Origin of the sequence: Acinetobacter sp. NCu2D-2 (assembly GCF_001647675.1) — a bacterium.
Classification (GTDB): domain Bacteria; phylum Pseudomonadota; class Gammaproteobacteria; order Pseudomonadales; family Moraxellaceae; genus Acinetobacter.
On the sequence record NZ_CP015594.1, the window covers coordinates 1,038,089 to 1,051,712 of the forward strand.

Sequence of the window (13,624 nt, forward strand, 5' to 3'; positions counted from 1 at the left end):
CGCCAAACCCAATTTTACTCTCGCTATGCCTCGTACAATGCTGAATGATCAACACTGGTCTAAGTTACTTTCTATTTTCCGAAATTTTGATATCTATTTCAAATCTAATTTGAGAAATTTTGTCGAAGCCATACTTTATAGAATAAGAACAGGCTGTCCTTGGCGTGATTTGCCTAAAGAATTTGGTTCGTATAACTCAATATTTAAAAAATATAATCGTTGGTGTAAAAATGATAAGCTAATGAAAGTATTTAAATTAATTTCTTCAAATGCTGATATGGAATGGGTTTTTATTGACGGTAGTCATGTTCGGGCACACCAACATTCTGCTGGAATAAAAGATCAGGATATTTCTAAAAGCATTGGTGGAAATAGTTCTAAAATACACTTAGCTGTTGATGCAGATGGCAATCCAATTGAAATTATTATCTCCGATGGAACGACGCATGACGTCAAGATTGCTCCAAAAATGATTGAAAAACTGGATTTGAGTGAAACGGAAGTATGTTGTGCAGACAAGGGATATGACTCTGAATCATTAAGGGAACAAATATCTGCGAAAAAAACTAAAGCTAATATTCCAAGAAAATCAAATACACAGTCAAATAATGACCATATGGATTGGTATTTATATAAAATCAGGCACTTAGTTGAGAATGCATTTTGTAGGTTAAAGCAGTTCAGAGGAATAGCAACACGATATGATAAGCTAAAGTGTAGCTATGAGGGTGCAGTTGCATTAGCTTGTGTATTTATTTGGCTACCTTTATCGGGTAAATTCTATACTTGAAATGTCAACAGACCCTAATTAATTTTAAGGTTCTCTTCTTTCCCTTGCGCCATATATGGCTCAGGGTTAGGGGGAGATGTAAATTTGAAAATGGATGATCGAATGAAAACCAAACCCTATTTAACATTGGCTGATGCTGAGTTTTTATTAAATACGGCACATGAATATGCAATAGAACATAACTTCAATGTCAGTATTGCTGTTGTAGATGAAACTGGTAATTTGCTTGCGATGAAACGTATGGATGGTGCATCGCCGATGACTGCAAATTTGTGTTTAGAAAAAGCAAAATGTTCTGCCATTAGTCGCCGTCCTTCAAAGTTGTTTGAGGATTTGATTAAAGGCGGTCAAATGGGCTTTTTAACCATGGATTCTTTTACTGGTATGCTTGAAGGTGGTGAGCCAATCCTGCATGAAGGGCATTTGGTTGGTGCCATGGGTGTTTCAGGTGTTCGTTCTTTTCAAGATGCAGAAATTGCTCAGAAGGCGATTGAGAAGTTCTTGGCAAAAATATAAAAAATAAATAAAGTTAAAGGCATAGATTTTGATCTTAACGAATGAGATCAGAATCTATATGATTATAAAAATAAGAAAAAATATTTTTATCATTTAAATTCGAGGGGCATATGAGAAATAAGAAAACGTCTCAACATCAGTTTGGTGGTTTTTTGATAGCTGTTGTGATTACGGCTTTGTTTTTCTATAAAAGTGAATCTAAGCCTGACAGGAATTATTTATTTCACCCCACCGGTCAGCAAGACTCCAATACTCAGCAGGTTAATGGCTTAAAAGAAATACAAAATTATGCTGAGCAGCAAAAGACGATTGATACACAAAACATTCAGCCATTCATAAAAAATGTAATGAATAAATTTCCTATTGATGGTGCACAAAAAGGTAAATTTAAATTTACTTCAAGTGATCAGAATGCTGTGTTTCTTCTTCGAGATAAATATACAAATGAATTAAAAGTAGTGGTTCAACTTCCAAAATATGATCAGGTGGAAACGTTGGTTCCTTTTGGTGAGTATGTAGTTGAATATGCGACAGGTGATGGTAGTTGGCAAGGTTTAGATCGTTTTTGGGGATACTCGACACAGTTCTATAGAAGTAATACACAACATCGGATTTATAAAGTTGATCATGGATATGGTGGCTATACCATACATGGTTCAGGCATTACGTTGAATACACTAAATGGGCAGACGCCTGATCGAATCAATAAAGGTAATTTCATAAATTCTAATTAAATGATTTACTAAAATTATAAAGATAATCAGCGAATAAAGAGTCGATTTACCTAGAACGCAAAAATATAAGTAAAATAATTATGACGACTAAGATAAAACTAAGACATTGCTGTTGGTACTTATGGCGTTTATAAATAGATTTAAGTTTTGAATGTTGCTCTAATTTTATTTTTTCCTGTTGATACCAAGAATAATAGGTGCTCATCATGCTAAAGAATAAGTACCAAAATACAGCAGGGCAAAGTTTTATAGCCAAGATTTTCCAAATTAATTCATATTGATTCACCGCTAAATAAATGGCTAAAGCATATAACAGGACGGACACAGCGAATATATAATTCAATGTATTGATGATTTTTAAATCTAAAAATTGAGTTTTAGTATTTTTCATTATTTTTTAAATAAAACGATGTTTGAATCTAAGCTGAGAATATGTAACTTTTATCAGATAAAATAAAGAAAATTCTGCTGTTTAGAGTCTCCCATGCTTTACCCCATGCCAAAAAAAATCCAATTCGCACCCTCTCAAGCGAAATGGCAACTATCAACAACTGACTCAGTTTTAGTGTTAGTTGGATTACAAAACCTCCGTGCTGAATCAGGCATTCAAGATTCTGATTTGATGAATAACCTCGTTCAACTAACCAATCGTGCCAAGACCTTAGATATACCTATTGTGGATTTGTATGGCGATGACCTTATGCAAGGCATGCAACAGCTTGGTGAATATGTCTCAACCCATCCACAGTTGATTATTGCAGGAGAAATCAGCCCAATGCTGAAACAAATTTTGCCGCATATTAGTAGCGTTACAGATCAGATATGTATTATTGATGACGCAATTTTAATGGCGCACCAAGAACAGCATATTCAATGGATCGATAACAATACTGCACAAGGTATGCATCATATGAATGCTTATACCTTAATGCGTTTATGGAACTTAAATGCGCCGTCACATTATATTTTATCGACCAAAGGAATTATGCTTGCGGTTGCAGAGGCGATTGAAATGGACGCTTTAGAAATTGATCCTTATGTCAGTCTAAAAAGTTATGGACTTGATTCTGTCGCAGTTGTTGGATTAGTCGGATTGTGGCGCGCACATGGTGCGAATATCACCTATGAAGATGTCCTTGAACACAATACTTTGCATGAGTTGGTGAGTTTTATTTTGCAATCTATTCGCTGAATATCTGGAATCGAAAAAAATATCAGGCAAAATCGGAAATTCCATCGGCATTTATAGCTTTGAACATTGTAATTCTTGTCTAAGCTTTCTATCATTGCCGCCTTGTTTTGCACGATCAGTCTGGGATTGAACTTTGAGTAATTTTCTAACCGAACATCTGATACATCGTGAAGATGACTTTATGGTGGTACATAAACCAGCAGGGTTGCTCACGGTTCCGGGTAAAACAGCAGATTTACAAGATTGTATGATCAATCGTTTATTGGCTGTCGAGCCGAAAACATTACTCATTCACCGTCTTGATCGTGACACATCGGGTATTTTGGTGTTTGGCTTGAGCAAAGCAGGTCAAAAATCAATTTCCCGTCAATTCCAAGATCGACTTACCGATAAAATCTATCAGGCGATTGTGGTTGGAACCTTAACAGGGGAAGGCACAGTGGATGTTCCTGTGGTTTATGATCCAAGTCGTCCTCCACTGCATATTGCAGATCCAAATCACAGCAAACCTGCGTTAACGCATTGGCAGGCTGTCGAACATTTTGAAATTCAAGGGCAGCCAGTAACACGTGTGAAACTCACACCAATTACGGGTCGTTCACATCAACTTCGTGTACATATGCAGTATTTAGGACATCCTATTGTCGGCGATACGTTATATGCCTCTCCCGCGCACCAAGTTTTGATGCCACGTCTTTGTTTACATGCAGAGCGTTTGAGTTTCCAACATCCTATTTCAAATGAAGCTCTGGAATTTTATTTTCCAGCACCATTTTGAAAAAACATTTGAATCGTCATGAATTATGCTCACTTTTTGGTGGGCTTTATGTCAAAATATATTGCTTAAAGGTGTGAAATTTTGCTCAAATGAAATGTTGTTTTTGAGCATCAGATTCGCAATCTTGAATTAAAGATAAAGGTGGAAAAATTGCAGCAGTTTGCTATTGGTCAACGTTGGTTATCAGATACAGAAACAGAACTCGGATTAGGGGTTCTTATTGATGTTGATGAGCGCTCGGTCAGCATATTATTCCCAAAAAGTGATGAAACTCGCGTATATGCACGCAACAACGCACCTTTATCTCGTATTGTGTTCAATCCAAAAGATGAGCTACAAGACCAAGAAGGCGTGAAATGGCTGGTTGAGTCATTTGAAGACCGTAACGGCGTGTATCGCTATAACGTGGTGCGTACCTTAGAAGATGGTACTGAAGAGCGTAAAGCCTTAAACGAAACCCGTATCGGTGCAACCATTCAACTGTCTAAACCACTTGATCGTTTATTGGCAAGCCAAGTTGACTATAAAGAATGGTATGACTTGCGTATTGAAGCCTTGCTGATGCAAGCCAATATGAAAAGCAGTCCGCTTCGTGGTTTAGTAGGCTCACGTGTAGGCTTGATTCCACATCAGCTTTATATTGCACACGAAGTGGGTAAACGCTTCGCGCCGCGTGTTTTACTGGCCGATGAAGTAGGTTTAGGTAAAACCATTGAAGCAGGTTTGATTATTCATCAACAGCTTAAAACAGGTCGTTCTGAACGTATTTTGGTGCTTGTACCAGATTCACTTCAATATCAATGGATGATTGAAATGCGCCGTCGTTTCAATCTTGAATTCTCATTGTTTGATTTGACCCGTACAGCTTCTATTAAAGAACACGATCCTGATTTAAACCCATTCACCACAGAACAACGCATTATCGCTTCTGTCGATCTTATGATTGACCATGACGACTTGCGCGAACAAGCGCTAGAAGCAGGCTTTGATCTATTGGTGGTCGATGAAGCCCATCACTTGATGTGGTCTGAAGAAGATGGCGGTAATGACCGTTATGACCTTGTTGAAGAGCTTGCAGAAAAGACACCGGGTGTCTTGTTATTAACAGCAACACCAGAACAACTAGGTGTTGAATCACACTTTGCGCGTCTGCGTTTGTTAGACCCACAACGTTTTAGTTCGCTTGATCGTTTCTTGGATGAAGAAACACAGTATCAACAAACCGCTAAAATTGCAGAAGTACTGATGTCTGATATGCCATTAGAGGCAGGACATATTGATGCATTGGAAGGCTTACTTGGTCAACGTATTGAAGATACGCCTGAACAACGTTTCCGTGCGATTCATGAATTATTAGACCGTCATGGTACAGGTCGTATTTTGTTCCGTAATACCCGTGAAGCGATCCAAGGTTTCCCTGGTCGTGACTGTCAGCCTGCGCCACTTCCTGCACCAGCAAATTGGTCAATGGATGGTAAGTTGCGTGAACAAATGTGGCCTGAAGAATCACAACTTGATGGTTCTTGGATGGAAACTGATCCACGTGTTATGTGGCTCATGGAAAAACTTCGTGTCGATTTAAAACACAAAAAAGTATTGTTAATTGCACGTAGTGGTCCAGTGGTTGAAGCACTTGAGAATGTTCTTCGTCTGCATGCAGGTATTCGTACTGCAATGTTCCATGAGGGCATGAGCCTACTTGAACGTGACCAAGCAGCAGCTTACTTTGCTGAAGAATCTTATGGTGCACAAATTCTATTGTGTTCAGAAATCGGTTCTGAAGGTCGTAACTTCCAGTTTGCTTCAGATTTGATTCTGTTTGACTTGCCTGCTAACCCAGACGTGCTTGAACAGCGTATTGGTCGTCTGGATCGTATTGGTCAAGAAAACCGTATTCAAATTCATGTGCCTTATTTGGTCGGTACTGCACAAGAGCGTATGTTCCGCTGGTATAACGAAGCTTTAAATATCTTCGGTAATATCTCTCCAACTGCACAAACGCTGCAAGAAAACTTTATTGTCGACTTAAAAGACTGTTTACTTGCAGACAAAGGTCAACAATTTGAAGACTTACTTGAAGAAGTCAGTGTGCAACGTGAAGCACTTGAAGTAGAATTACAGTCAGGTCGTGACCGTTTGCTTGAGTACAATTCTTGCCGTCCGATCGTAGCACAAGAGATTGTGACTGCGCTTGAAGACTACGATGACAATACGACTTTGCCAATATTTATGAAACGCTTTATGGCGTCAACCAACATTGATTTTGATGAGCAAAGCAACGGTACAGTCATCATCAAACCAACCGACCAAATGCAAGTTCAAGGTTTAACTTTGGACGAAGAAGGCATGACTGCGACCTTCTATCGCGATCAAGCACAAATCCGTGAGGATGCACAGTATTTGACACTTGAACATCCATTCACTGAATCTGTGATGGAAATGATCAATACTCAAGGTTTTGGTAGTACTAACGTTGCAGTATTGAAGTCTGCGGCACTTCCACAAGGTTCTGTACTACTTGAAGTTTGGTTTAAAGTCGATGTCGTTGCACCGAAAGCGTTGAATTTGCCATCTAGCTTGCCACAACAGTTGGTACGTGTGTTACTGAGTGAAAAAGGTCAGGATTTATCGCAAAAAATTGCGCCTGAAATTTTGAAACCGTATTTACATCACCTTGATGGTAATAGCTGCCGTCAAGTGGTGAAAGCACGTCGTGATGTGATCGAAGCACGTTATAAAGATGCTTTGGAAATTGCCAAAGCTGCATTGCCAAACTTTAAGCAACAAGCCAAAGAAGTGTACGGTAGTAAGTGGCAATATGAAATTGATCGTTTGACTTACCTAAAACAGTTCAACCCAAGTATCCGTGAAGATGAAATTTCACGTCTGCAAAAACTGCAAAAAGAAGGTTTGAGCTTGCTCGATGGTTTATCAGTGACTCCAGAAGCGATTCAAGTGATGGTTGTGGTTAAACCATAATTAAAAGACGTAAAAAAAGCAGCTTTCGAGCTGCTTTTTTTATTTTTGATTTAGGCGATAAACCGCTCAAAGGCTTGCCAAATCGCATGGCCTGCTTGCTTTGCTGCTTGATCAGAACGTTTCTGTTTAAAATCTTCTTGTTCAATAGCCAGGAGTAAATCTGCAATACGATCAGCACATGCTGATTCTTCTTCAAAATGATCTAAGATCAATTCTAAATAATCATCATATTCATCATGTAAGTCCGGTTTTTTGGCTACGCCTTTAGGATCCCAAATCTGAATTAAAGCGTTGCGGATCTCTTCAATAAATTGATCGGCACGTGGGTCTTCACTCATGTGAGCATCCTTGGTTAATGTCATATGACTATAATGCCTGAATTTGATCATAATTGTAGTGGTAATGCAGAATAGAAAGCTCGGCACGTTTAAAATAAATGCATCGAATCAAAACTTGTAGAAATACAAGCATTAAAAAAGATGCTTTCGCATCTTTAATGTTTTAACGATTTATCGAATCTGTGATTGATCTAAATGTCGTGCACCTTCCAAAATCATACGAATCATGATCATGGTTTGTTCAGCAATTTCTTTGCGCGCTTCAGGTGCCATATCAATCACCTGAGCACCCATATTAAATACCAATTGCGTAATGGCTTTGGCTGCAATCTCAGGATGTAGCAATTTACTGTTATTTAAACGTTCCAAGCGAATCAAGTCATCACGAAGTTCTTGCTGAAAGTAATTCAGCTGACGGTCTACCGCTTGTTTATACGAGTTAGAACCCGTATAGCCTTCGCGAAGTAGTAAACTTAGATTGCCTTCATCGGCATCGAGCTGCGCGATAAAGACTTCAACAGAACTACGGATAATACTGTTCTGTTTCGATGCTTGTAGACGAGATTCATTTAAAATTTTACGCAGCACAATACCCGCACGATCAATCAATTCAATCGCGAGTTCATCAATATCTTTAAAGTGGCGGTAAAAACTATTCGGCGCAATTCCTGCTTCACGTGCGACTTCACGCAGACTGAGCGAGGCAATACTTTTTTGTGGACCAATTAAATTTAGAGCCGCCTGAAATAGCTCTTCTTTCGTAATGGTTGCTTTGCGTCCAACACTACGAGATGTCGTTGTTTCTTCCATATCCGTAGAAGAAAGTAATGCTGCATCACTGCTTATTTTCATTGAAAACTCGTTCATCGTTGGATTTGTGCATGACTTAAAATCATTATAACTGAGCTGCTTAGGGTTGTGAAATAATTAGATACAGTACAAATGTATATACAAATATATATACAAGTGTATAATAATTAAAAATTCAACAAATGTTTATGCCGATGAATGCGATTGCAAAACTTAAAAAGCCGTTCGATGCACTGACTGAAAGTGTAGTGGACCAGTATGCAATTAATTTTTGGATTCAAAAATTAAATCCGTTATGGTCTGTGAATCAGCCTTTGGGCAAGATCGTGCACAAAGAAGTGACTGCGACAGATACAATCAGTCTCAAGATTCAAGTGAACCGCTTATTTAAGTTTGGTGAAGCAGGGCAGCATCATCCAGTTTATGTTGTTGTGAATGGTATTCGTTACGAACGTAGCTATAGCTTGACTCAACTTGATGATCAGCATGTGTTGCTGACAGTTAAAAAAGTCAATAAAGGTAAAATCAGTAACTGGTTTGCCAATACTGCTAAAACAGGCGACATCATTGAATTTGGTCAACCGTTTGGTGATATGACGTTGCCGCAAGATGCATCGCCATTATTACTGTTGGCAGCGGGTAGTGGTATTACCCCAATGCTAAGCTTATTGACTGAACTCAATAAACAAAATGGATTTAATCGTCCAGTGCAGCTTTGGTATTGGGTTAAAAATAATCAAGATGCTGCTTTTGTTGCACGTTTTCAGCAAATAGCAGATAAGCACGCAGATTTTTCATTTAAAGTCTTTGCTACGCAAGCGGAACAGCCTGCTGAACGCATAAATGCATCTTATTTAGACAATACTCAAAACTTAGAGCAAACCACAGTATATGCCTGTGGTCCTTCAGGTTTTGTCAGCACAGTTGAAGAAATTTGTAGCGCTGCCAAAGCGGTAAAAACTGAAGCATTTAGCATGAGCTTGGTGGATCAATCTGAAATTGGTTTCGTCAACATCATATTAACCAAGACCAATAAAACCGTGACCATTCCAAAAGGTCAGTCAATTTTAAGCAGTCTTGAGCAACAAAATATTAAACCAAACCACGGTTGTCGTATGGGTATTTGTAATAAATGTGCCTGCAACAAAGTGGAAGGTTCTACTAAAAATTTAGTCAACGGAGCACAGAATGCAGAGCCAGGTAACTTGCTTAAAATCTGTGTGAATTCAGCGCAAACTGACTTAGTCATTGACCTATAAGCGAGTTCTATCCTATGAATATGCCTGTAAAATTCCAATATTTTAAAAATCCAAAAAACCGTGAATTAAGTGAAGTAGAACTTGCTGAATTGGCTCGTGAACTCGATGCAATCAAACAAGAAGTGTTGGATGACTTAGGTGAAAAAGACGCGAAATATATTCGCCGTGTCTATTCTGCAATTCGTTATTCGTCGATTGCAGGTCGTGCATTATTGTTTGCAGGCTGGTTCCCACCTGCATGGGTTTTAGGCACAGGTTTACTTGGTTTTGCCAAAATCATGGAAAACATGGAGCTTGGTCATAACGTCATGCATGGTCAGTATGACTGGATGAATGATCCTAAATTGAATGGTCAAACCTACGAGTGGGATATTGTCGGTACATCGGATAACTGGCGTCAAACCCACAACTATAAACATCATACTTATACCAATATTAAAGGTATGGATGATGATATTGGTTATGGCTTGGTGCGTTTGTTCCCAGAACAACGCTGGAAACCATTCTATTTATTCCAACCGATTTATAGCATTCCATTCTGCTTATTGTTCCAATGGGGTGTAGCGATTCAAAACTTGGAATTGGGTAAATACTTCAAAGGTCGTAAAACTGCTGAGCAGACCAAAGAAGAATGGAAACCAATGCAACGCAAAATTGGCAAGCAATTGTTCAAAGACTATGTGTTCTTCCCACTCATTGCGGGTCCTGCTGCATTACCTGTATTGGCAGGTAACTGTGTGGCAAATGGTTTACGTAATATTTGGACATTTAGTATTATTTTCTGTGGTCACTTCACGAAAGATGTCGAAGTTTTCCCGAAATCGGTACTTGAAAATGAAAGCCGTGGTCATTGGTATATGCGCCAAATCCGTGGTTCTTCAAACTTAACGGGTTCTGAGTTTTTCCATATCTTGACTGGTCATTTAAGCCATCAAATTGAACATCACTTGTATCCTGATGTACCTGCGCGTCGTTATCGTCAAATGGGTCCAAAAGTACAAGCTGTATGTGAAAAATATGGTTTGAACTACAACAATGCAAGTTTGGTGAAACAGTACGGCAGCGTGCTTAAACGTATTGTGAAATACGCTTTCCCATTTAAGAAATAAAATGTCCTAATAAAAAACTCCTCCATTGATGGAGGATTTTTTTTATTCAGTAGAAATGCGTGGCAAATCTTTCGTTTGACCGACCATATAAGGCTGATGAGAAAGGCTGAGCATTTCAAGATCTTCATGACTGTTGCCATAGGCATAAATTGTTTGCAATTGCTCTAATGAAAATTGCTGAATAATTCTTTGCTTTTTATGCGTGTTACTACAATCTTCAGTGGTATAGCGGCCGGTTAGAATGCCTGACTTGACTTCAACTTTGCTGCAAATCACATCTATCCCAAGCTGCTCAGCCACGTCTTTTAAATACAGATCAACGGTTGCAGAGACTAAAACCACTCGATGATGTTGTGCTTGGTGCTGTAGTAATTGTTTTAATAACTCAGGATGAAGATTTTGCAGTAATTTTAGAACGTAGTGTTGCCTTTTTATTGAAATATCTTTAACTGTTATGCCTTTAAACATGGCTTGATAAAGTTTTGGGCGCATTTTATGTGCAGGGTACAGTTTGGCGTAATAGGCTAAAATCCAAGGCAAAATAGGAATGCCACGGCGAATAATATGTCGTTTGGACAGTGTATAGAAGATGAACCCTGTAAAGCTATCATGCGGATACAGGGTGCCATCGAAATCAAATAAGGCTAGAGTTTCATTTTGCGAATGCGATGCATGCATGATTCATAGCGACCATTAACACGGGATGCAAACCAATTGGTGTTGTAGTCTCGGCTTAATTTCGGACCGGTAATCACTACTTCAGGCATAATGGCGTATACAGGTTCTTTACCTGTTTTTTCCTTATAAAGCTTAGTGAGCGCTTTATAGGTCATCGTGTCTTCAAAATCTTTATCTTTTTCTTTTTTCAAATCTGCACGAATTTGACGTTCAGTGATAATAAAATTGTTTTTAGCAAAGACACTAATCAGCTCACGTTCAGACTGACTTTTTTGTGAGCGGACGCTACCATCTTTGGTGTATAGCAGTAAGTCACCATCTAAATCTAAGGCAGTTTCAGTTAAGTCATTCAGCATACTTTGGAAGGCTGCATTGCGGCTTGAATACATGCCTGAGTTATAGTCACCAAAACGATAAATTGGCTTGTCATAATCTGCTGGGTACATCATTAAACGATGGATGCCGTAGTACAAACCACCATACTGACTATATAAATCGGTACGGAGTTCCGCCATATTTCCGCCTTGGCGTTTATGTTCTTTGGCATAGCCAATATGGACTTGCATGGAGCCTAAGGTGGTAATTGGATTCAGCTTTTCACCAATATTTTGACCGACTAATTTTGCAGCACCTGTCAGTGCGCTGACATGATAATGCTTGGTCATATAGTCAAATATTTCACGATATAATTCATCAAGTTCACGTTCAGTTTTCACGCGACGCATTTGACTTAAATAGTTATCTTCAGGACTAGGCTGATTTTTGAGGACTTCTTGGAAATAGCCCGCAATCGTTCCACCAATTTTTTCACCGAGTTTTTCAGTGAATTTTTCTTCTAAACGATCTTGAACTTCTTTAACCGCTTTTTCACCTAAGCCGGGCACAGCAGGGTCGGGATGAAAGTTAGATTCTTGGTCAACTACAGCCACAATCGTGCAAATATTTTCTTTGGTCTGAGGAATACCGAGCTGATCCGTAATATCGTAAATATCATTTGCCCAAGAAGTACGATCATTGACACGTGGTGGAATAGCTTTACGAATTTGTTCAGCATCCATGGTTGGTTCATCTGTTTTCCACCAAGAGCCGTTGCCACAGCCAGTAAGGCCAAGTGAGAGTGCCAAGACAGACAGCATTTTTGCTGGCAAATAAGAGTCAACAATTTTGTTCATGGGCAGAAATCAGGTTCCAAGAGATGAGTGAACAAGTCAGATGCAGTATACTATGCTCATCGAGAAAGTGATGAATTTATATGTATATTGGTCCGTATCAACTGTCAAATAATCTGATCGTTGCACCGATGGCAGGTGTGACTGACCGTCCATTTCGTACCCTATGCAAGTACTTTGGCGCGGGGCATGCCGTCAGTGAAATGATGACATCTGATAAAACCTTACGTATGAGTAAGAAAAGTTTATATCGTGCCAATTTTGATGGTGAGCTTGCACCGATTTCTGCACAAATTGCCGGTTCTGAGCCAGCCGATATGGCAGAAGCCGCTCGTTACCAAGTTGCAAATGGTGCGCAAATTGTTGACATTAATATGGGCTGTCCAGCCAAAAAAGTCTGCAACAAACTGGCTGGTTCAGCGTTGCTCAAAGATGAAGATTTGGTGGCCCGTATTTTAGATGCTGTGGTGGCTGCAGTCGATGTACCTGTGACTTTAAAAACCCGTTTGGGATATTTAAACGGGCATGAAAATATTATGCGTGTCGCCAAACGTGCCGAAGAAGCAGGCATTGCAGCACTCGCATTGCATGGTCGTACCCGTGAAGATATGTATTTAAATACAGCACGATATTCTTTAATTAAAGATGTGAAAGAAATGTTGAATATTCCCGTGATTGCCAACGGGGATATTGATAGTCCTGAAAAAGCCAAATATGTCCTTGATTATACGGGTGTAGATGCGGTGATGATTGGTCGTGCTGCGCAAGGTCGTCCGTGGATTTTCCGTGAAATCGGACATTATTTAAAGACTGGCGAACATTTGGCTGCACCAAGTATTCAAGAAGTGAAAGATGTTTTGCTCGGGCACTTGTCTGAACTTTATGAATTTTATGGCGAATATTCAGGTTGCCGGATTTCGCGTAAACATATTGCTTGGTACACCAAAGGTTTACGTTCAAGCAATGAGTTTCGCCAAAATATGTATAAAGTTGAAAGTACAGCCGATCAATATAAAGTGGTCGAAGATTACTTTAATCACTTGCTTGATCATGGTGAGATCATGAGTGATATTCAAATGGAACAAGTGAATTTACTCGAAAATTCATAAAAATTAAGTCATTTAATCTAAAAAAGGCACTGATTGATCGTGCCTTTTTTATACCCAATGAGTATTTAAAGACTACCTGATTCATACAGGCTTAGTATTTCTATACATTGGCTAGCTTGCTTAATACTTAAGATGACAAGATTAAGACATTATTAACGTGAAT

Annotated in this window: 13 protein-coding genes; 9 read left to right on the forward strand and 4 right to left on the reverse strand. The window is 39.1% G+C overall.

Annotated features, from left to right (window positions below; all coding sequences use genetic code 11):
• Positions 1-25 precede the first annotated feature (25 nt).
• From A3K93_RS04825 to rapA, 6 genes are all read left to right on the forward strand, one after another.
• The gene (locus A3K93_RS04825; RefSeq protein WP_067727941.1) at positions 26-790 is read left to right on the forward strand and encodes an IS5 family transposase; all 765 of its coding nucleotides are present in this window, start codon (positions 26-28) and stop codon (positions 788-790) included.
• Positions 791-892: 102 nt separating this feature from the next.
• Positions 893-1,306, forward strand: coding sequence for a GlcG/HbpS family heme-binding protein (locus A3K93_RS04830; RefSeq protein ID WP_067731674.1), 414 nt, complete (start codon positions 893-895; stop codon positions 1,304-1,306).
• 110 nt (positions 1,307-1,416) lie between these two features.
• Positions 1,417-2,040, forward strand: coding sequence for a hypothetical protein (locus A3K93_RS04835; protein ID WP_067729426.1), 624 nt, complete (start codon positions 1,417-1,419; stop codon positions 2,038-2,040).
• A gap of 484 nt (positions 2,041-2,524) precedes the next feature.
• Positions 2,525-3,232: a phosphopantetheine-binding protein gene (locus A3K93_RS04845; protein ID WP_067729430.1), complete on the forward strand. Its 708-nt coding sequence runs from the start codon at positions 2,525-2,527 to the stop codon at positions 3,230-3,232.
• 133 nt (positions 3,233-3,365) lie between these two features.
• Positions 3,366-4,010, forward strand: coding sequence for an RluA family pseudouridine synthase (locus A3K93_RS04850; protein ID WP_067729432.1), 645 nt, complete (start codon positions 3,366-3,368; stop codon positions 4,008-4,010).
• A gap of 141 nt (positions 4,011-4,151) precedes the next feature.
• Positions 4,152-6,989, forward strand: a complete 2,838-nt coding sequence (gene rapA, locus A3K93_RS04855; protein WP_067729435.1) for an RNA polymerase-associated protein RapA — start codon at positions 4,152-4,154, stop codon at positions 6,987-6,989.
• 50 nt (positions 6,990-7,039) lie between these two features.
• On the opposite strand, the gene A3K93_RS04860 is transcribed toward rapA, so the two are convergent.
• Positions 7,040-7,327, reverse strand: a complete 288-nt coding sequence (locus A3K93_RS04860; protein ID WP_067729438.1) for a hypothetical protein — start codon at positions 7,325-7,327, stop codon at positions 7,040-7,042.
• Between the two features lie 171 nt (positions 7,328-7,498).
• On the reverse strand, positions 7,499-8,179 hold the full coding sequence (gene fabR / locus A3K93_RS04865; protein ID WP_067729440.1) for an HTH-type transcriptional repressor FabR: 681 nt from the start codon (positions 8,177-8,179) through the stop codon (positions 7,499-7,501).
• A 152-nt stretch (positions 8,180-8,331) separates the two neighbouring features.
• On the opposite strand from fabR, the gene A3K93_RS04870 reads away from it, so the two are divergent.
• Together A3K93_RS04870 and A3K93_RS04875 are read left to right on the forward strand one after the other, a co-directional pair.
• Positions 8,332-9,396 carry a ferredoxin reductase gene (locus A3K93_RS04870; RefSeq protein ID WP_067729442.1) on the forward strand — a complete coding sequence of 355 codons (1,065 nt, stop codon included), beginning with the start codon at positions 8,332-8,334 and terminating at the stop codon, positions 9,394-9,396.
• A 14-nt stretch (positions 9,397-9,410) separates the two neighbouring features.
• Positions 9,411-10,505, forward strand: a complete 1,095-nt coding sequence (locus A3K93_RS04875; RefSeq protein WP_067729444.1) for a fatty acid desaturase family protein — start codon at positions 9,411-9,413, stop codon at positions 10,503-10,505.
• Between the two features lie 42 nt (positions 10,506-10,547).
• On the opposite strand, the gene A3K93_RS04880 is transcribed toward A3K93_RS04875, so the two are convergent.
• Both A3K93_RS04880 and A3K93_RS04885 read right to left on the reverse strand, forming a co-directional pair.
• A complete protein-coding gene (locus A3K93_RS04880) occupies positions 10,548-11,183 on the reverse strand; it encodes an HAD-IB family hydrolase (protein ID WP_067729446.1) in 636 nt (211 codons plus the stop codon).
• Complete coding sequence (locus tag A3K93_RS04885) at positions 11,150-12,355, reverse strand: DUF1615 family protein (RefSeq protein ID WP_067729448.1); 1,206 nt, start codon at positions 12,353-12,355, stop codon at positions 11,150-11,152. Before A3K93_RS04885 ends, A3K93_RS04880 begins: the two co-directional genes overlap by 34 nt.
• Positions 12,356-12,435: 80 nt before the next feature.
• Here A3K93_RS04885 and dusB point away from each other — a divergent pair, with 80 nt between their 5' ends.
• Positions 12,436-13,461, forward strand: a complete 1,026-nt coding sequence (dusB, locus tag A3K93_RS04890) for a tRNA dihydrouridine synthase DusB (RefSeq protein ID WP_067729450.1) — start codon at positions 12,436-12,438, stop codon at positions 13,459-13,461.
• Positions 13,462-13,624: the final 163 nt, after the last annotated feature.

What these genes read in the sequence shown, in the direction of transcription:
- A3K93_RS04825 (WP_067727941.1), top strand. Translation starts at nt 26, where the DNA reads ATGCCTCGTACAATGCTGAATGATCAACACTGGTCTAAGTTACTTTCT.
- A3K93_RS04830 (WP_067731674.1), top strand. Translation starts at nt 893, where the DNA reads ATGAAAACCAAACCCTATTTAACATTGGCTGATGCTGAGTTTTTATTA.
- A3K93_RS04835 (WP_067729426.1), top strand. Translation starts at nt 1,417, where the DNA reads ATGAGAAATAAGAAAACGTCTCAACATCAGTTTGGTGGTTTTTTGATA.
- A3K93_RS04845 (WP_067729430.1), top strand. Translation starts at nt 2,525, where the DNA reads ATGCTTTACCCCATGCCAAAAAAAATCCAATTCGCACCCTCTCAAGCG.
- A3K93_RS04860 (WP_067729438.1), bottom strand. Translation starts at nt 7,327, where the DNA reads ATGAGTGAAGACCCACGTGCCGATCAATTTATTGAAGAGATCCGCAAC.
- fabR (WP_067729440.1), bottom strand. Translation starts at nt 8,179, where the DNA reads ATGAAAATAAGCAGTGATGCAGCATTACTTTCTTCTACGGATATGGAA.
- A3K93_RS04870 (WP_067729442.1), top strand. Translation starts at nt 8,332, where the DNA reads ATGAATGCGATTGCAAAACTTAAAAAGCCGTTCGATGCACTGACTGAA.
- A3K93_RS04875 (WP_067729444.1), top strand. Translation starts at nt 9,411, where the DNA reads ATGAATATGCCTGTAAAATTCCAATATTTTAAAAATCCAAAAAACCGT.
- A3K93_RS04880 (WP_067729446.1), bottom strand. Translation starts at nt 11,183, where the DNA reads ATGCATGCATCGCATTCGCAAAATGAAACTCTAGCCTTATTTGATTTC.
- A3K93_RS04885 (WP_067729448.1), bottom strand. Translation starts at nt 12,355, where the DNA reads ATGAACAAAATTGTTGACTCTTATTTGCCAGCAAAAATGCTGTCTGTC.
- dusB (WP_067729450.1), top strand. Translation starts at nt 12,436, where the DNA reads ATGTATATTGGTCCGTATCAACTGTCAAATAATCTGATCGTTGCACCG.